This window comes from Erythrobacter sp. NAP1, assembly GCF_000152865.1.
GTDB lineage: Bacteria > Pseudomonadota > Alphaproteobacteria > Sphingomonadales > Sphingomonadaceae > Erythrobacter.
Genome location: NZ_CH672390.1, coordinates 144,138 through 161,328, shown reverse-complemented (window position 1 = coordinate 161,328; position 17,191 = coordinate 144,138). Strand labels below are relative to the sequence as shown.

At 60.9% G+C, this 17,191-nt stretch carries 17 protein-coding genes; 10 read left to right on the top strand and 7 right to left on the bottom strand.

Annotation, left to right across the window (positions count from 1 at the left end):
* Positions 1-38: 38 nt before the first annotated feature.
* The 4 genes from nagZ to NAP1_RS00690 form a co-directional block, all read right to left on the bottom strand.
* Positions 39-1,061 (bottom strand): beta-N-acetylhexosaminidase, encoded by a 1,023-nt coding sequence (gene nagZ / locus NAP1_RS00705; RefSeq protein WP_007163282.1) that lies wholly within the window; start codon positions 1,059-1,061, stop codon positions 39-41.
* 129 nt (positions 1,062-1,190) lie between these two features.
* A complete protein-coding gene (locus NAP1_RS00700) occupies positions 1,191-1,850 on the bottom strand; it encodes an SPOR domain-containing protein (protein ID WP_007163281.1) in 660 nt (219 codons plus the stop codon).
* A gap of 20 nt (positions 1,851-1,870) precedes the next feature.
* Positions 1,871-3,622: an arginine--tRNA ligase gene (gene argS / locus NAP1_RS00695; protein WP_007163280.1), complete on the bottom strand. Its 1,752-nt coding sequence runs from the start codon at positions 3,620-3,622 to the stop codon at positions 1,871-1,873.
* 165 nt (positions 3,623-3,787) lie between these two features.
* Entirely contained in the window at positions 3,788-4,435 is a 648-nt protein-coding gene (locus NAP1_RS00690; protein WP_007163279.1) for a hypothetical protein, read from the bottom strand.
* A gap of 128 nt (positions 4,436-4,563) precedes the next feature.
* On the opposite strand from NAP1_RS00690, the gene ispH reads away from it, so the two are divergent.
* The 3 genes from ispH to rnhA are packed head-to-tail and all read left to right on the top strand — an operon-like array spanning position 4,564 to position 7,016.
* Complete coding sequence (ispH, locus tag NAP1_RS00685) at positions 4,564-5,547, top strand: 4-hydroxy-3-methylbut-2-enyl diphosphate reductase (RefSeq protein ID WP_007163278.1); 984 nt, start codon at positions 4,564-4,566, stop codon at positions 5,545-5,547.
* Between the two features lie 24 nt (positions 5,548-5,571).
* Positions 5,572-6,555, top strand: coding sequence for a homoserine kinase (thrB, locus tag NAP1_RS00680; protein ID WP_007163277.1), 984 nt, complete (start codon positions 5,572-5,574; stop codon positions 6,553-6,555).
* A gap of 17 nt (positions 6,556-6,572) precedes the next feature.
* The gene (gene rnhA, locus NAP1_RS00675; protein WP_040464581.1) at positions 6,573-7,016 is read left to right on the top strand and encodes a ribonuclease HI; all 444 of its coding nucleotides are present in this window, start codon (positions 6,573-6,575) and stop codon (positions 7,014-7,016) included.
* Positions 7,017-7,087: 71 nt separating this feature from the next.
* Here rnhA and NAP1_RS16180 read toward each other — a convergent pair whose 3' ends face one another.
* From NAP1_RS16180 to NAP1_RS00665, 3 genes are all read right to left on the bottom strand, one after another.
* On the bottom strand, positions 7,088-7,264 hold the full coding sequence (locus NAP1_RS16180) for a YegP family protein (protein ID WP_007163275.1): 177 nt from the start codon (positions 7,262-7,264) through the stop codon (positions 7,088-7,090).
* A gap of 68 nt (positions 7,265-7,332) precedes the next feature.
* Positions 7,333-8,457 (bottom strand): FAD-binding oxidoreductase, encoded by a 1,125-nt coding sequence (locus tag NAP1_RS00670; protein ID WP_007163274.1) that lies wholly within the window; start codon positions 8,455-8,457, stop codon positions 7,333-7,335.
* Positions 8,454-9,467 carry an alpha/beta hydrolase gene (locus NAP1_RS00665; protein WP_007163273.1) on the bottom strand — a complete coding sequence of 338 codons (1,014 nt, stop codon included), beginning with the start codon at positions 9,465-9,467 and terminating at the stop codon, positions 8,454-8,456. Before NAP1_RS00665 ends, NAP1_RS00670 begins: the two co-directional genes overlap by 4 nt.
* 151 nt (positions 9,468-9,618) lie before the next feature.
* Here NAP1_RS00665 and NAP1_RS00660 point away from each other — a divergent pair, with 151 nt between their 5' ends.
* From NAP1_RS00660 to NAP1_RS00630, 7 genes are all read left to right on the top strand, one after another.
* The gene (locus NAP1_RS00660; RefSeq protein ID WP_241761156.1) at positions 9,619-10,110 is read left to right on the top strand and encodes a prepilin peptidase; all 492 of its coding nucleotides are present in this window, start codon (positions 9,619-9,621) and stop codon (positions 10,108-10,110) included.
* A 98-nt stretch (positions 10,111-10,208) separates the two neighbouring features.
* Positions 10,209-11,306, top strand: a complete 1,098-nt coding sequence (cpaB, locus tag NAP1_RS00655) for a Flp pilus assembly protein CpaB (RefSeq protein WP_007163270.1) — start codon at positions 10,209-10,211, stop codon at positions 11,304-11,306.
* 92 nt (positions 11,307-11,398) lie between these two features.
* Positions 11,399-13,042, top strand: a complete 1,644-nt coding sequence (locus NAP1_RS00650) for a type II and III secretion system protein family protein (protein ID WP_040464579.1) — start codon at positions 11,399-11,401, stop codon at positions 13,040-13,042.
* A gap of 23 nt (positions 13,043-13,065) precedes the next feature.
* A complete protein-coding gene (locus NAP1_RS00645) occupies positions 13,066-13,710 on the top strand; it encodes a CpaD family pilus assembly protein (RefSeq protein WP_007163268.1) in 645 nt (214 codons plus the stop codon).
* Between the two features lie 2 nt (positions 13,711-13,712).
* A complete protein-coding gene (locus tag NAP1_RS00640; RefSeq protein WP_007163267.1) occupies positions 13,713-14,996 on the top strand; it encodes a pilus assembly protein CpaE in 1,284 nt (427 codons plus the stop codon).
* A 150-nt stretch (positions 14,997-15,146) separates the two neighbouring features.
* Positions 15,147-16,118 carry a type II secretion system F family protein gene (locus tag NAP1_RS00635; protein ID WP_007163266.1) on the top strand — a complete coding sequence of 324 codons (972 nt, stop codon included), beginning with the start codon at positions 15,147-15,149 and terminating at the stop codon, positions 16,116-16,118.
* A gap of 19 nt (positions 16,119-16,137) precedes the next feature.
* The gene (locus NAP1_RS00630; protein WP_007163265.1) at positions 16,138-17,139 is read left to right on the top strand and encodes a type II secretion system F family protein; all 1,002 of its coding nucleotides are present in this window, start codon (positions 16,138-16,140) and stop codon (positions 17,137-17,139) included.
* The last annotated feature ends 52 nt before the right edge of the window (positions 17,140-17,191 follow it).

The following is a 17,191-nucleotide window of genomic DNA, read 5'->3' as shown; positions in this document are numbered from 1 at the left end:
ATCGCCGGAGAGCATGAAGCCATCATCGGTTTCAATGGTCATGCCGCCTCCTCGGTCAGGGCAAGAAGCGCATCGCGCTTGGCCAGAAGATCGCCTGCTTCATCAGCGAGATCATCGGCGACATGCGTGCCTTCAAGCGCGCGATCAAGGCGAGCCGTTGTCTCTTCGGACATCGCAGGCAGAGCTTCGCAAATGCCCGTCATGTCGTCCATCTTTGCCCAGCAATTCAGAACGATATCGCAGCCTGCAGCATGCGCTCTGGCCGAGCGTTCAGGGATGGTCCCTTCGAGCGCCTCCATGTCGATGTCATCTGTGAGCAGAAGCCCATCAAAGCCAATCTCATCGCGAATGATGTCGCGGATAATCACCTCGGAAAGGGTGGCGGGATTTTCGGCATCCCACACGGGAAACTTGAGGTGCGCCGTCATGCCGATCAGCGCCTTATTGAGGCTCTTGAAGGGCGCGAGGTCCGCTGCGAGCGCGTCTGCTCCCGCGTCGACCAGAGGCATCTCCTTGTGCGAATCGACCATTGCGCGCCCATGGCCGGGCATGTGCTTGATACAGCCCGTGACGCCGCCGGCGGTGAGGCCATCGAGGATCGCCCTTCCAATTGCGGCAACCTGCATCGGATCAGCACCGAGCGATCGGTCCCCGATGACGTCATGCGCGCCGGATTGTCTAAGATCGAGCGGCGGGTGGTAGTCTACCGTGATCCCCATCGCCGACAGTTCCAGGGCCATTGCCTTGGCGCCTGCCCTGGCCGCTTCGATCGCGCTGGCAGGGGCAAGCCTGTACAGCTTGTCAAAAGCCTCACCCGATGGATAGGCAGCCCATTGCGGAGGCCGCAACCGAGCCACTCGCCCACCTTCCTGGTCGATCGAAATGAGCAATCGATCACGGCCGTGAATATCGCGCAGATCGTCAGTCAGCCGGCGGAGTTGCTCCGGGTCGACGCAATTGCGCCCAAACAGGATGTAGCCCGCAGGATCAGCCTCGCGGAAGAACGCGCGTTCCTCTTCGGTTAGCTCAGGGCCAGAACATCCGAAAATCGCCGGAATCATTGCGCAAACCTTGCAGCGAGCGTGCGATCAGGCAAGCGCACTAACCATCCGCAACGGTGAATTGACGGGGAAATCTCGTGAGAAAGTGCCCGAATCGGGCCGGACTGAAGCGGATACCCGGAATTGGGATCAGGGTTTGACCTGGCAATCGATCCCATCGGCCTTGAGCGCCGCGCAAAGCGCATCGCCCGCCGCGCGGTCGGAGGCGACAGCCTGCAGCCGGTAAACAGTGCCGATATCGACCACGCCCTCCTCGATCCGGTAGCGGAAACCGGACAGCGCATCGGTGCGCCGGGTGATGTCGTTCCAGCCCTGCTCGGCCCGTGCACGCGACGAATAGGCGGCAAGTTGCACACCAACGCCGCTCGCAGTCGCAGGTGCGGGTTCGTCGCCTTCTTCAGGAGAGCCGCTCTCGACCGGATCGTCGGTCGCCATCACGCCTTCGCGTGTACCGCCTTCGCCAACCACAGGCGCAACATTGCCGGTGCCGTCAAATTCCTTGCCACCGGGATCTTCGGGACGTTCCTTGATAGGCGTATCGGGAGCCTCGATCGTGCTGCCATCGGCGACCTGTTCGCTGCCGCTTTGACGTCCTCCGAGATACCAGAAGCTGCCGACTATGACGACGAGGAGGAAAAGCATGAACAAGGCAAAGCCGACCACCTGACGTGTGTCGACTCCGCCGGCTGCATCGTCCTCTTCCTCCGCTTCCAGCCAAGGCAGACTGTCGTCGTCGGAAAGGTCGAGCTGGTCGCCTTCCTCTATCTCTTCATATTCGGCTTCGATCATCACTGATCACACGCGTCCTTCTACATTCGGTCGACGGCTTCCACGCCAAGAACGCGCAAACCGTTACGCAGCACTTGCCCGATTGCCGAGGCAAGGAAAAGGCGCGCTGCGGTCAAACCCTTATCATGTTTCAGGATGAACCGCTTTTCCGGCTCAGTGTTACCGAGGCTGTAGAACGAATTGAGGTCGGTAGCGAGGTCGTAGAGGTAGAACGCGATCCGGTGCGGTTCGCGCGCCTTGGCTGCCGATTCCACCTCGCGCGGGAACTGTGCCGCACGCCGGATCAGGGCGATTTCGTCGCTGCCAAGCTGGTTCAAGGCATCAGTAGAGGGTGTGACGCCTTCCTCGTCCGCCGCCTTGCGGATCGTCGATTGAATCCGGGCGTGAGCATACTGGACGTACCAGACAGGATTGTCCTTTGAGGCTTCGACAACCTTAGCGAAGTCAAACTCCATCTGCGCTTCGGGCTTGCGCGTGAGCATGGTGAAACGCACCACGTCCTTACCCACTTCCTCGACCATATCGGCGATGGTGATGAAGTTGCCCGAACGCTTGGACATCTTCACCGGCTCGCCGCCGCGCATCAGCTGAACCATCTGGACGAGCTTCACGTCGAACGGCGTTGGCTTGCCTTTCCCCTCGGAAAGTGCGGCAACGGCGGCCTTGATCCGCTTGACCGTTCCGGCGTGATCCGCGCCCCAGATGTCAATTAGCTCGTCGGCATCGGCCGCTTTCTGCATATGGTAGGCAAGGTCAGCGCCGAAATAGGTCCACTTGCCGTCCGACTTTTTTATCGGGCGGTCCTGGTCATCTCCGAACTTGGTAGAGCGGAACAGCGGGAGTTCAACCGGCTCCCAATCCTCCGGCGGTGCCTTACCCTTGGGCGCTTCGAGAACGCCATCGTAAACAAGGTCGTGTTCGCGCAGCCATTTCTCAGCTTCGTCCGGCTTGCCTGCTGCATGAAGCGCGGCTTCCGAGGCGAATACATCGTGATGGATGCCCAGCAACGCGAGATCGGATTTGATGAGATCCATCATCTTCTCGACCGCTTCGGCGCGGAAATATGGCAGCCATTCCTCTTCAGGCGCGTCCCTGTATTTCTCGCCGACTTCTTGCGCGAGATACTCGCCGATCGGGATCAGGTAGGCGCCTGGATAATAGCCTTCCGGGATCTCGCCGATATTCTCGCCGAGCGCCTCACGATACCGAAGGTGTGCCGAGCGCGCGAGCGTGTCGACCTGTCCGCCGGCGTCGTTGATGTAATACTCGCGGGTCACCTCGTGCCCAGCCAGTTCGAGCAGGCTCGCCAGCGCATCGCCCACCACCGCGCCGCGGCAGTGGCCCATATGCATCGGACCTGTGGGGTTCGCGCTCACATACTCGACATTGACGGTCGTGCCCGCGCCCATGGAGGAGCGGCCATATTCATCGCCAAGCTTGGTGATGGTCTCAAGCTCGCCCAACCACGCCGACGGGTCGAGCCGCAGATTGAGGAAGCCAGGCCCTGCGATCTCAGCGCTCACGATGGTCGGATCGGATTTGAGCTTTGTCGCAATCGCTTCGGCCAATGCTCGCGGATTGGTCTTGGCAGGCTTTGCCAGCACCATCGCGGCATTTGTCGCAAGGTCACCATGCGAAGGATCGCGCGGCGGTTCGAGCGTCACGTTGGCAAAGGACGTGCCCTCGGGCAGCGTCCCGTCAGCCACGAGCGCCTGAAGCGCGGTTTGGATCGTGCCGGCGTAAGCGGCGTAAAGAGTTGTCATGTCGGTCATCTCGCATGCGCCGTTAGCGCAAAGGGAAGGAGGGACAAAGGACCAATGCAAGGGATTCGACGCGAGAGGCGTCGCAAGCCCGACTGGGCGTCCGCAGCGGCTGCGTAGCGAAGCGAAGCGAAGCAGGTCTAGCGAGGAGTTCGCCCGTATGGGCGAACGCAAAGATCAGCGCGTGGCGTTATACGCGAGCTGGTCTTCGGTCAGCTGGAAGCCGATCAGCATCTCGAAACGCGTGCGGGCGATAGCCGCGCGCACCTCGGGGGCTGCCAGCGGGTCAAGCGCCGCTTCCGGGTCACCGGCCCGTCGTCGCCGCGTGATGCGTTCGCGGATGTCCTCGGGAAGCGAAGCCGCCGCGCGGTCCACGAAAGAGCCAGCGCGCGCGCTCGTCTGGGCGCGTTCCTGACCGTCTGCAAAGCTCAACGTCACTTCACCCACGCGTTTTGTCACAACTGCGCTGCCACCCTGAAGGACGGTTACGAAGTAAGGGAGCGTAACGGTTCGCGCGCCGCGCACATCGCTGCGGCGGGCGCGGACGTCGAAGGTGGCTTCGGTGTAAACGCGCTCGCTCGAATCGTCGCAGGTCGAACGAAGGTTGGTAATCGACGCCGACACATCAAGATTTGCGAGCGTCGGGTCGGCCGCACGGAATGTTGTCACATCGCCGGTGTAGTCGGGAATGCCAACAGCAGGGCAACGGGTCAGCACCGAGGTAATGCCTACGCCCTGGTCGACCACCAGCTCGCCCTCGCTCGAGCAGCCTGCAAGTGCGGCGCCGAGTGCGATGGCAGGCAGGATACGGGTGCGAAACGTCATACTCAGGTGATCCCTCGAAATTTATCACTCTCGCGCGGCCGTCCGGACCACGCCTCTTATGTTGCCCCAAAGGCAGCAAACTCACGTTGCCCTAGCGAGCCGCGCCGCAAAGCGCTAGTGGCAGTCTTATGAACGCTCCATTGCCCGATACAAAGCCTGCGACAGGCGCAGGCGACGCCAAGCCGCTCAACCTCCTGATCGCCGCCCCGCGCGGCTTTTGCGCGGGCGTGGACCGCGCGATAGAGATCGTAGAGAAGGCGCTCGAGAGGTATGGAGCGCCGGTTTATGTGCGCCATGAAATCGTCCACAACAAATACGTGGTCGAAGGGCTCAAGGCCAAGGGTGCGATCTTCGTCAAGGAACTGGACGAAGTGCCAACCGATGCACCGGTCGTGTTCAGCGCGCATGGCGTACCCAAGTCCGTCCCTGCCGAGGCAGAGCGTCGCAACATGGTCTATGTCGATGCAACGTGCCCGCTGGTCTCGAAGGTCCACCGGCAGGCTGAGCGTCAGCTGGAAAAAGGTCGCCACATCATCTTCATCGGCCACGAGGGCCATCCGGAGGTTATAGGGACAATGGGCCAGGTTGAGCCTGGTCAGATGACACTCGTCGAGAACATCGAAGACGTCGACAAGCTCCCATTCGAGTCGGATGAAGAGCTCGCCTACCTCACGCAGACCACGCTTTCGGTCGACGATACGCGCGAAGTGATCGACGCACTCGAGTGGCGCTATCCCAACATTCGCGGGCCGAAGGCCGAAGACATCTGCTACGCAACCTCGAACCGTCAGGCGGCGGTCAAGGAACTGGCGCATGACTGTGATCTGGTCCTGGTTGTCGGCGCTCCCAACTCGTCGAACTCACTGCGGCTGGTCGAAGTGGCCGAGCGGCTAGGCACGCCGGGCAAGTTGATCCAGCGAGCCGAGGAGATCGACCCGGCATGGCTTGAAGGTATTGATACTATCGGCCTCACCGCCGGGGCTTCTGCTCCCGAAGTGCTCGTTCGCGAAGTTGTCGATGCGCTCGCCAAGCTGCGCCCGCTTCACGAAAAAACAATCACGCACACCGAAGAGAAGATGGTGTTCAAGCTGCCTCGTCAGCTGACCGAATAGGATATTCGGGAGCGCTCGCTAGCCATGGCGGTCTACACCCATCTTGGCGCAGAGGATCTTGCAGATCTCATCGCGCATTATGACGTCGGTGAACTGGTTTCATCAAAAGGCATCGCCGAGGGTGTTTCGAACTCCAACTGGCTGATCGAGACGACAGGCAACTCAGGCGCGAATACACGCTTTATCCTCACCATGTATGAGCGGCGGATCGAGCTTTCCGACCTGCCCTTCTTCCTCGACCTGATGGATCACCTCGCCGCCAAGGGGTGCCCGGTTCCGCGAACCATCCACGATACCGACGGCGCAAACTTCCGCTTGCTCGATGGCAAGGCTGTCGCCCTGATCGAATATCTGCCCGGCGTCTCGGTCGATCATCCCACGGCAGGTCAGGCGAGGTCAGTCGGCAGGGCGCTTGCGCAGAACCACCTCGCCGTCGCTGATTTCAAGCCAACCCGCGCAAACGACATGGGGTTGGCGGCATGGAACGAGATCACGGCACGGTGCGGCGACAAGGCGCTGGCCGGCATTGACCCGGCGCTTCCCTCGATCCTTGCCGAGCACCTGTCCTCGCTCGAAACCCTGTGGCCCGTCGATTTGCCGGGCGGCGTCGTCCATTGTGACTTGTTTCCGGACAATGTCCTGATGCTGGGCGAGCGCGTGAGTGGGCTGATCGACTTCTATTTTTCTGCAAGCGATGCATTCGCATACGACCTTGCCGTTACGCATGCGGCATGGAGCTTCGACAATGGCGGGCATACCTTTCGCAGCGAGATCGCGGATGCCTTAATTGAGGGCTATGAAAGCGTGCGCAGCCTCAGCAACTACGAGCGCGAATGCCTGCCAGTGCTTGCACGCGGTGCGGCCATTCGGTTCGTGACCAGCCGCGCAGAGGACTGGATTTCGACGCCTGCCGATGCTTTGGTCACACGCAAGGACCCGATGGATTTCGTCCGAAGGCTCGAATTTTACGACAGAAACGGGCCTACGCTGTTTGAAGGTGCAACATGATCGGGCAAAGCCGCCCCATGAAACATGTCGAGATTTTCACCGACGGCGCCTGCAAAGGGAATCCGGGGCCGGGTGGCTGGGGTGCTTTGTTGCGGCTGGGCAAGCATGAAAAGGAGTTGTCCGGTGGTGAGGCGGACACAACCAACAACCGCATGGAACTCACCGCAGCGATCGAGGGGCTGAGGGCGCTCATCGAACCTTGCAAGGTCGACCTCTACTCCGACAGCAAATATGTGATCGACGGCATCACCAAGTGGGTTCACGGCTGGAAGAAGCGCGGCTGGGTCAATGCGAGCAAGAAGCCGGTCCGCAACTCCGATCTTTGGCACGATCTGATCGACGTCACATCACGCCACGAAGTTTCGTGGCATTGGGTCAAGGGCCATTCGGGGCACACAGAGAACGAACGGGTCGATCAGCTTGCCAGCGACGAGGCCGACCGCGTCGCGCGCGGCGAATAGCCAACCGAATGCAAAACGGGCGCGCCATGTGGAGATGGCACGCCCGCTTGAAGCTCGTGAGAGCCGAAAACTTAGCTGTTGTCTTCGACCGGCGCGTCAGGGCCGTTCTTCTTGATCGAATCGATCGCGTTCTGGGCTGACGATTTGCTCGAATAACCCTGCGTCGAGAACATCACTTCGCTGTTGTAGCTGAAGCGCACGCGATACTCATCTGCCTTGTCTTTGTAGATTTCAAACTTGTGAGCCATGTTTGGTTTCCCCTCTCGTAGGTCGTGTTGAAACTCATTTACCTTCTTACAGATAGCTTGCGCGCTGACTAGCCCGTGAGACGTGCTTTCATGTCGGAAAAGCGCTGCGGGGAGTAGCGTGCGCGGTCAATTCCCCTGGTGAGCTCATCGGGTTCGAGGCCAAGCAAGAGCTGCGCGCCGAGGCGCGCTGCTGCGGGCGACGTCTGAATGCCGAAGCCGCCCTGCCCTGCAAACCAGGCAAAGCCGGCGCATTCAGGATCGCGGCCGTAGACCGGGAGCCTGTCCGGCGCGAAGCTGCGAAGGCCTGCCCAGCGGCGTTCAACCGCCTCGATCGTCCAGTTTGTTGCCCGTTCAAAGCGATCGATCGCACATGCAACGTCGAGTTCTTCGGGCGCTGCGTCGCACGGCTCGGATGGGATCTCATCATGTGGGCTAAGCCAAAGGCGCCCATTGTCAGGCTTGAAGTAAAAGCCGCCCGAGATATCGAGGACCAGCGGTTGGTCGTCAGGAGCCACCGGCGCGACGCGCAGCTGCGCGACGGTGCGGCGCTTGGGTTCTATACCAATTGGCCGCGCACCGGCGCGCTCTGCGATGACATCGGCCCACGCGCCCGCCGCATTGACGATCTCTGCGGCACGCCAGCTTTCCCCACTCTCGCTCAAGATGCGCCAACCGCCTGCTTCCTTTTCAAACCGGCTGATGCGAGCGCGACACTCTAACGTCGCGCCAGCGGTCTTGAGCGCCTTGAGATAGTGCTGATGCAGACCGGCAACGTCGATATCGGCGCACGGTTCTTCGTAGATGGCGTCGCACCATTCCTCGCGCAGCTGGGGTACGCGCGCTCGGACGGCTTCACCTCTGAGCCGCTCAATCGAAACGCCGGTGCCATCGAACTGGCGAACGAAGCTGTCCATTTCGTCGCGATCTTCGGCGCGCCCTATATAGAGTGCACCGCGCTGTGAGAGGAAACCGTGCTCGCGCAGGTAGCTGCCCGAGGCCAGCGTCAGCGGAACCACGCCGGGTCCGCCATAGCACTCTTCCCAGAAAGCAGCGGATCGGCCGGTCGAATGGTATCCGGGCGCATCTTCGGCTTCGAGCACGAGCACGCGCGCATGCGGCGCCAGTTCGGCAGCGATGCTGGCGCCTGCCATGCCAGCGCCTATCACTGCAAAATCGTAAAGCGTCTCACTCATTGAGCAGCGTGCCTTCCGGCAGGCGCGACCTCGTTGAGGAATTCCGCAATCTCACTCATCATCCGATCCCGCACCGGATCAACTTCGCGAAGGATCTCGTGATGCGCTTCCGTGCCGAAACTCACGAGCTTTGCATTGGGGAGCCGCGAGGCGGCTCGAACATTCGCATCGTGGCTGACGAGCCTGTCGTTCGATGTCGATAGAATCAGCACCGGCGTTTTCACCGATTCCATCGCGCCCGGTTCTTCGAGCCTGCGCCATGAAGCATAAGCGCGCTCGACCCAACCCCAGCTGGCCGGACCCATGACCAGTTCAGGCCTCGCTGTTCGCCAGAACGATTCGTCCTCATACCGATCAGAATCGTGAGTAAGCAGGTTTACCCGGTCCTTGGGCAATTCGCCCGGCTTTTCGCTCCATTTCCAGGCTGGCCTCAGCGGATCGCCGACCTTCGTCATCACTTTTGCGACATTGTGGAGCAACGGGAGCGGAAGCTTGGGTCCGGCCATGCCCAGCATGGGAGCCGAAAGCACTGCGGCATCGGGTGCGATATCGCCATCGACCAGCGCTCGCATGATAAGGTGTCCGCCCATCGAATGGCCGGCAAGCACATGCGGACCAGACGCCTCGCCCTTCCAGCCGTCCCAGAGATGCTTGAGATCGCGTGTCCATGTGGTGAAGTCGTCAATGTGGCCGGTAACCGCGTCGCCGCCCAGCCGGCCGGAGCCAGCTTGCCCGCGCCAGTCAGCGGCGGTTACGCGCCACCCGGCACGGTGCCATTCTTCGAGACTTTCCAGATATTTCTCATACGTGTCACCGCGCCCGGGCATGAACAGGAGCGAGCCGCGCGGGTTCGACGCGCCATCGGCCAGTGCGCCGGGCCAGTCGATACGCCGCAAAGTGTGCCCATCGGTCGCCTGCCATTTGCTCTCGCTGGCAGCCGGCGGGATAGAGCGTCTGTCGATAGCACCTTCCGCGCTCATGTTTTCATCGCTGATTGCTGCATCGCTCATCTTGCTAATCGCTCTGTTCCCTAACCGGGTCGCCGAAGATCATGGTTACTATTTGGTAAGCACTCGCCTGTAGCACCCACCCTCGAAGAGGAACCGCGAGCGGGAAAGTCCCGACACTCGCGAACTGCCTTTCTTCGGGGGCCATATGCTGATGACGACTATTCACTACGGACTGCTGATTGCCTTGGCAATTGGACTGCTTATCGCCGCTTTCACCGATATCCGGTCGAGAACCATATCAAACTGGCTCAACATCGCGATTGCGGCGGGTGCGCCTGTTTTCTGGTGGGCCAGCGGATCGTCGCTGTGGCCAGATGTGGTCTGGCAAATTGGATTTGCGCTGGTCGTCTGCGCGATTCTCGTTGGTGTCGCGTATATTGGATACCGGCTCAACATCGTCATTCTTGGCGGCGGCGACATCAAGCTGCTGGGCGCACTCGCGCTTTGGTTCACTCCGATGAGCTATCTCGGCATGCTTTGGTACATGGCGCTGTGCGGCGGCGTTATGGCCATCCTGTTTGTCCTGCGCCTGATGTTTCTGCGTCCAAAAACCCGCGGAGTGCTTCCTTATGGGGTCGCGATCGCCGGAGGCGCGCTGCTGGTTCTCTACCCGAAACTGATCTCGGTTCCCGCTTTTGCCTGAGATCTGCCGTGAACCCGATCTTAACCAATTAGGACTTATCGGTTGCAACCATACCTGCCCGCAATTTCTCAGGGCCGACACGAGGGGGCTTATTAGCCATGGATAGGAAGAAACTGGTTCTGCTGCTTGGTGCACTGGTCGTTGCGATCGGTAGCGCATTTCTTGCTCGGAGCATGTTCGCAGGCGATCCTGCGCCGACCGCTCAAGCTGCACCGGAACCGACAGGTCCCAAGGTGCTGGTTGCCAACCGTGCGCTTCCCGCCGGTACGATTATCACGGCAGATGCCATGGGCTACCAGATGTGGCCCGAAGAGCTGGTCCAGGACGCCTACTTCATTGAAGGCGAATCTGACATGAGCCAGCTGCTCGGCACGGTTGTCCGCTTCCCGGTTACGGCCGGTGAACCGGTGACCCAGGGTTCGCTCGTCAGCCCAGGCGACCGCGGCTTCCTCGCTGCGGCGCTCGGCCCGGGCATGCGTGCTGTCACTGTTCCGGTTTCGGCCAAGACCGGTGTTGCAGGCTTTGTTTTCCCGGGCGACCGTGTTGACGTTGTTCTCACGCAGACTGTGAGCGGCGAAGGCCGCCCTCTCAACGCGGCTGAAACCGTGCTGCGCAACCTGCGTGTCCTCGCAACCGACCAAACGACCGAGCAGGTCACCAACGATGAAGGCAAGACCGTTGTTCGCGCCTTCCGTACGGTGACTCTCGAAGTGACCCCGCAGATCGCTGAAAAGGTCGCGGTTGCACAGACCATCGGACAGCTCACTCTCGTGCTGCGTTCGATTGCCGACAACCAGGCCGAACTCGAGCGTGCGATTGCTTCGGGTGATCTCGAAATCCCCGACGACGCAACGCCTGAAGAAGAAGAGCGCATCCTCCGTACTGCCATGGGTCAGCCCGTGGACAAGGGTTCGACCTATGCAACCGGCGGCGACGTCTCGCGCTTCCAACGCAGCAGCATCCCTGCGCAGAACGATGGTGGCCGCGACCGCGTCACCCCGCCTGCTCCGGGTGTCGCATCCACGGTTAACGGCGCACCGGTTTACACCGGCCCGTCAGTCCGCGTTACCCGCGGCAAAGCAACCAGCGAAGTGCCAGTTGGATCAGCCAGCCGCGCTGTCGGTTCGTCCAGCGCACGCGGTGTCGGTGACGCCGGCGAGGTGGTCTCGACCGCATCGTCGTCGATCATCCGCTGAGGGGAATGACCATGCGCATCGCAATAAAGAACGTGAGCGCTTCGGCTGAAAAGGCCGAAAGCCAATCAGGGAAATCCACGGGGGCCCAGACAATGAAAGCCAAGTCCTTTGCAAAAGCGCTGCTTGCAAGCATCGCCGCGCTGCCACTGGCAGCTGCGCCGACCGGCACAGCCACCGCTCAGCAGGTCGTCAGCCCAAGCGATGAGATCGTGATTTCGATCGGTCGCGGTGAGCTGGTCCAGGTGCCCGGCACCATGACTGATGTCTTCGTTGCCAACGAGAACGTTGCCGACGTCCAGATCAAGTCGCAGCGCCAGCTTTACGTCTTCGGTCGTTCCGGCGGCGAGACCACGATCTACGCGAGCGATGCTCGCGGCGAAGTGATCTTCTCGGCGAATGTCCGCGTAGGCTCGAACATCGGCAGCATCGACCAGATGCTCGCACTCGCCATGCCCGAAGCGCAGGTGAACGTCGCCACGATGGGCACCAACACTGTGCTCCTTACCGGCACCGTAGCCGCGCCCGAGGATGCAGCCGAGGCAGAGCGCCTCGTCACCGCATTCCTTGGTGAACAGGCCAACGTGATCACGCGCCTCAAGACGGCAACGCCGCTTCAGGTGAACCTGCAGGTCAAGTTTGCCGAAGTCAGCCGCAGCCTTGTGCGTGCCGTCAGCGGCAACCTCACCACGTTCGATGCATCGACTGGCGGCTTCCGCGGCGCGGTTGGTACCGGTCGCACGCTCGGTGCGGGTGAGTTCGACTTCCGCAACGGCCCACTGGGCGTTGGTTCAGGGGTTCAAAACCCAGTTGTCGGGCCTTTCATCGATCCGACCACCGGTCTTCCGATCCTTGATGCTAACGGCAACCCGCTTACTTTCACCGGCCCCGGTATCGATTCGGGAACCGCCGGCACGACCATCGCGGGTCTCGGCCGCCTGTTCGGCCTCGATGCTCTTGGCGCACTCGACCTGTCGGAACGCCTCGGCCTCATCACCACGATTTCGCAGCCAAACCTGACTGCGCTTTCTGGTGAGACCGCGACTTTCCTCGCAGGCGGTGAGTTTCCGATCCCGATTTCACAGGGCCTCGGCAACGTCGCTATCGAGTATCGCAACTTCGGTGTGAGCCTCGCTTATACTCCTACCGTTCTTTCCAATGGCCGGATCTCGATCCGCGTCCGTCCGGAAGTCTCCGAGCTGTCTTCGCAGGGCGCAGTCACTCTTAACGGCTTCCAGGTACCCGCGCTTACCATTCGCCGCACCGAAACGACGGTCGAGCTTGGTTCGGGTCAGAGCTTCATGATTGCAGGTCTTCTGAGCAACAACGCTCAGAACGCTCTCGACAAGGCTCCTGGCCTTGGCGATGTGCCGATCCTGGGCAATCTGTTCCGCAGCCGCGACTTCCGCCGCGGTGAGACTGAGCTTGTCATCGTGGTAACGCCGTATCTGGTGAAGCCGGTCAACGCGAGCGACATTGCTCTGCCGACGGATGGCTATCACTCGGCCAACGAGCTTGAGCAGTTCATCGGCTTCAGGGACAATGACGGCGTCAGCGGCGAGCGCCGCCCCGGCCCGACAGCGGCCGAGCCCGATGCTCCCAACCCAGACATCAGCCAGGCCGATCCGGCCGCGATCGTCCCGTCAGCCCCGCAGCCGCAACAGCGCCGCGCGGATGACCGTTCGAACCGGGGTCGCGAACGCCAGGCAGACGCCGTCACACCCGGCTTCGATCTTTAAGCCCAATGCGAAAGGTTCAATCAATGAAACTTGCAAAGAACAGCAAACTGATGGGCGCTGTTGCCCTCTCGCTCGGGCTCGCAGTGGCGGGTTGCGGCGGAATGGCCACCAACACCTCGCTCTACAGTCTCAAGCAGCCGGTCGTGGAACGCACCAACTTCGCGATGGATGTGAACACCAACCGCTCGGGCCTGTCGATCTCCGAACAACAGCGTCTCAATGGCTGGTTCGAGACGATGGATCTCCGCTACGGTGACCGTGTCGCGATTGAGGACCCGTCGAGCAACCCGGCTGTCGCCGAAGCGGTGAACGAGCTGGCCGGTCGATATGGCCTGATCGTCACCGAAGTCGCTCCAACCACGTCGGGTACGCTTGCCCCCGGACAGGCTCGCGTGGTCATCACCCGCAGCGATGCGTCCGTGCCGGGCTGCCCGGATTGGTCGACCAAGTCGGACATGAATTACAACAATGCATCCAGCCCGGGTTACGGCTGTGCGATCAATTCGAACATGGCAGCCATGATCGCCAATCCCGAAGACCTTCTCGAAGGTCAAAAGGGTTCCGGCGAGACGGTCATCGCGACCAGCAACCGCGCCATTCGGACTTATCGTGAGGCCGCGCCAACCGGCGCAGGGGGTCTTCAAAACGCTCAAGGCGGAGGTAACTGATAATGAACGCTCCTTGGAAATCGGGCCTTCCCGGCAACCGCGATCCATTCGCCGCCTATATCTGCGACGACGCTGCGCTTGACGTCCTGCGTCCGGTCGTGATCGAGATGGGCTGGCCGCCTGAGAAGTGCAACAAGGGCGGTCTTCGCAACGCGATTCAGTCGCTGTCTGTCAGCGCCTCGCCTGCGATCCTGATTGTCGATCTGTCCGAAAGCGGAGACCCGCTCAACGACATCAACGCTCTTGCTGAGGTTTGCGAACCGGGCACGGTCGTGATCGCGATCGGCCAGGTCAACGACGTGCGTCTGTACCGCGACCTGCTTGCAAGCGGCATCCACGATTACCTGCTGAAGCCGCTCAGCGCTCAGGCCGTCCACGATGCCCTCAACGCAGCTCTTGCCGTGTTCACCTCGCCCAAGGGCGGCGACGGTGAAGCCGTCAAGCGTCACATCTCGACCGCAGTGGTCGGAACGCGCGGCGGTGTCGGTGCATCGACCATCGCAACCTCGCTTTCGTGGCTGTTCAGCGAAGAGCACGGCGCTCCTACCGCGCTGCTCGACCTCGACGTCCACTTCGGGACCGGCGCACTTGCGCTTGATCTGGAGCCGGGCCGCGGCCTCACTGACGCGATCGACAATCCAAGCCGTATCGACGGCCTGTTCATCGAACGCGCCATGATCCGCGCAAGCGACAACCTGTCGATCCTCTCGGCAGAGGCTCCGATCAGCCAGCCGCTGATGACTGATGGCTCGGCATTCGTGCAACTGGAGGAAGAGTTCCGCCAGGCGTTCGAAATGACGGTCATCGATCTGCCGCGCAACATGCTGATCAACTTCCCGCACCTGCTGGCCGATGTGAACCTGGTCCTTCTGACCTGCGAACTCACTCTGGCTTCGGCGCGCGATACGATCCGCATCCTGTCATGGCTCAAGACCAACGCAGCGCACGCTCACCCGATGATCGTCGCGAACAAGGTCCAGCCCGGCGTTGCCGAAATCAGCAAGGCCGATTTCGAAGCCTCGATCGAGCGCAAGATCGACTTCGTAATCCCTTACGACGTGAAGGCCGCATCGAACGCAGCCAAGCTGGGTCAGGTGTTCGTCGAGGCGAACAAGAACTCGAAGGCAACCGGCGCGGTCAAGCGCATCGCCGAACGCGTGATGGGTGCAAGCGAGGAAGATCTTTCCTCTGTGACCGAAGAGAAGAAGTCGCTGCTTGGCGGTTTCGACTTCAAGTCGCTCCTCGCGAAGAAGGACAAGCCGGAAGAAACCGAGCAGGCCGAATAGGTCTGTTCAAAGCTGGCGAGGCTCGCACTTCCCCGCGGGCCTCGGCCAGCCACGGTTTGACCGTCAAATGACTGACCGTTCGATTGAGCGGTGTGACGACTAGAGATGCATACGTGACGCGACGTCACGAGAAGGCAGGACACGAGAGACATGGAAATCATTCAGACCCTGCTGATCACTGTGGTGATCTTTTCGGCCCTGGTGGCCGGCTACATCCTCCTGACCGGACCAGCGGCCGGCAAGGCGCAAAAGCGCCGCCTCGAAGCGCTTCGCTATCGTCACTCCGAAAGCACCGATGCCAAGGTTGAATCGCAGTTCAAGAAGGCGATCGCGGCCCGCAAGCCCAAGGCGCACAAGGTCGCCGGCTCGGGATCACGCACGGAAGCCCTCGAAGTGCGGCTCGACCGCACCGGCAAGGGCTGGACCGTATCGCAATATCTCTATGTAACGCTTGGCATCATTCTGGTGGTGGGCGTGCTGCTCTACATTCAGACGGGCGCACCGTTCCTGTCGCTTGCCGCCGGCGCATTCGTGGGCCTCGGCCTGCCGCACCTCGTAGTCAGCTTCTTCATCAAGAAGCGCACGAACGACTTCAACGCCAAGTTCGCAGACGGCATCGAATTGCTCGTACGCGGCCTTCGCTCCGGCCTTCCGGTGACCGAGACGCTCGCTGTCGTCGCACAGGAAGTTCCCGGCCCCGTTGGCCTCGAATTCAAGGGCATCGTCGAGCGTATTAAGATCGGTAAGACGATGGAGGATTCGCTTCAGGAAACCGCCGACCGCCTGGGCATTCCTGAGTTCAACTTCTTCACCATCACCCTCGCCATTCAACGCGAGACCGGTGGTAATCTTGCAGAGACGCTGTCCAACCTTGCCGACGTGCTGCGCAAGCGCACGCAGATGAAGCTCAAGATCAAGGCGATGAGCTCGGAGTCCAAAGCTTCGGCCTATATCGTCGGCTCGCTGCCCTTCATCGTGTTCGGTCTCATCTACTCGGTGAACCCGTCCTACATCGGCGGCTTCTTCGTCGAAGAACGCCTGATGGTCACAGGTCTCGGCGGACTTGTCTGGATGAGCATCGGCATCTTCATCATGGCCAAGATGGTCAGTTTCGAGATCTGATCCGGAGACGAGAAGTATCATGCTGAATCAAGAATCCGGACCCACGCTGCTTGGCTTTGACGTTGTCCTTGTCGGCACGCTCTTGGCAGGTCTCGCAGCCTTTGCCGTGATCATGGCGATCTATGCCGCGATCACGATCAAGGACCCGATGGCAAAGCGCGTTAAGTCGCTCAACGAGCGCCGCGACGAGCTCAAGGCGGGCATCGTCACCTCGGGCACCAAGAAGCGCGCCAGTCTCGTGCGCAAGTCCGATACGACCGATAAGGTCAAGGACAGCCTTGGCAAAATGAACGTCCTTGAGCAAAGCCAGCTCCAGGCGGTGCAGCAAAAGCTCGCCCATGCCGGCTATCGCAACAAGGAACTCGCGGTCATCGTGATCGGCCTGCGCGCCGTCCTGCCAGTCGTGTTCGGCATCGTCGGCTTCTTCGCGATCTATTACTTCAACGTTTTCGACATCAAGAGCGACTTCTACAAGTTCCTCGCGATGGCCGGGTGTCTGTTCCTGGGCTACAAGGGTCCTGAACTCTTCCTCAAGAACAAGGCCGATAAGCGTACGAAGGAGATCCAGAAGGGACTTCCAGACGCGCTCGACCTCCTGGTCATCTGCGCCGAGGCAGGCCTGACCGTCGACGCCGCTTTCAACCGCGTCGCCAAGGAACTGGGTCGCGCTTATCCCGAGCTGGGCGACGAGTTTGCGCTGACCGCGATTGAACTCTCGTTCCTCAACGAGCGCAAGATGGCCTTCAACAACCTTGCCTACCGCGTCGATCTAGAAGCGGTCAAAGGCGTGGTGACCACAATGATCCAGACCGAACGCTACGGTACGCCGCTTGCTTCCGCGCTGCGCGTCCTGTCAGCCGAATTCCGCAACGAACGCATGATGCGCGCCGAAGAGAAGGCTGCACGTCTTCCGGCCATCATGACCGTTCCGCTGATCCTGTTCATCCTTCCGGTGCTGTTCATCGTGATCCTTGGCCCGGCGGCCTGTGCGATCACCGATACGCTGGTGACCAAGGAATAGGGGTAACCAGCAATCAGGCGAGAGCCGAGAATAACGCAGCACACCCTTTGTA

What these genes read in the sequence shown, in the direction of transcription:
- nagZ (WP_007163282.1), bottom strand. Translation starts at nt 1,061, where the DNA reads ATGATTCCGGCGATTTTCGGATGTTCTGGCCCTGAGCTAACCGAAGAG.
- NAP1_RS00700 (WP_007163281.1), bottom strand. Translation starts at nt 1,850, where the DNA reads ATGATCGAAGCCGAATATGAAGAGATAGAGGAAGGCGACCAGCTCGAC.
- argS (WP_007163280.1), bottom strand. Translation starts at nt 3,622, where the DNA reads ATGACCGACATGACAACTCTTTACGCCGCTTACGCCGGCACGATCCAA.
- NAP1_RS00690 (WP_007163279.1), bottom strand. Translation starts at nt 4,435, where the DNA reads ATGACGTTTCGCACCCGTATCCTGCCTGCCATCGCACTCGGCGCCGCA.
- ispH (WP_007163278.1), top strand. Translation starts at nt 4,564, where the DNA reads ATGAACGCTCCATTGCCCGATACAAAGCCTGCGACAGGCGCAGGCGAC.
- thrB (WP_007163277.1), top strand. Translation starts at nt 5,572, where the DNA reads ATGGCGGTCTACACCCATCTTGGCGCAGAGGATCTTGCAGATCTCATC.
- rnhA (WP_040464581.1), top strand. Translation starts at nt 6,573, where the DNA reads ATGAAACATGTCGAGATTTTCACCGACGGCGCCTGCAAAGGGAATCCG.
- NAP1_RS16180 (WP_007163275.1), bottom strand. Translation starts at nt 7,264, where the DNA reads ATGGCTCACAAGTTTGAAATCTACAAAGACAAGGCAGATGAGTATCGC.
- NAP1_RS00670 (WP_007163274.1), bottom strand. Translation starts at nt 8,457, where the DNA reads ATGAGTGAGACGCTTTACGATTTTGCAGTGATAGGCGCTGGCATGGCA.
- NAP1_RS00665 (WP_007163273.1), bottom strand. Translation starts at nt 9,467, where the DNA reads ATGAGCGATGCAGCAATCAGCGATGAAAACATGAGCGCGGAAGGTGCT.
- NAP1_RS00660 (WP_241761156.1), top strand. Translation starts at nt 9,619, where the DNA reads ATGACGACTATTCACTACGGACTGCTGATTGCCTTGGCAATTGGACTG.
- cpaB (WP_007163270.1), top strand. Translation starts at nt 10,209, where the DNA reads ATGGATAGGAAGAAACTGGTTCTGCTGCTTGGTGCACTGGTCGTTGCG.
- NAP1_RS00650 (WP_040464579.1), top strand. Translation starts at nt 11,399, where the DNA reads ATGAAAGCCAAGTCCTTTGCAAAAGCGCTGCTTGCAAGCATCGCCGCG.
- NAP1_RS00645 (WP_007163268.1), top strand. Translation starts at nt 13,066, where the DNA reads ATGAAACTTGCAAAGAACAGCAAACTGATGGGCGCTGTTGCCCTCTCG.
- NAP1_RS00640 (WP_007163267.1), top strand. Translation starts at nt 13,713, where the DNA reads ATGAACGCTCCTTGGAAATCGGGCCTTCCCGGCAACCGCGATCCATTC.
- NAP1_RS00635 (WP_007163266.1), top strand. Translation starts at nt 15,147, where the DNA reads ATGGAAATCATTCAGACCCTGCTGATCACTGTGGTGATCTTTTCGGCC.
- NAP1_RS00630 (WP_007163265.1), top strand. Translation starts at nt 16,138, where the DNA reads ATGCTGAATCAAGAATCCGGACCCACGCTGCTTGGCTTTGACGTTGTC.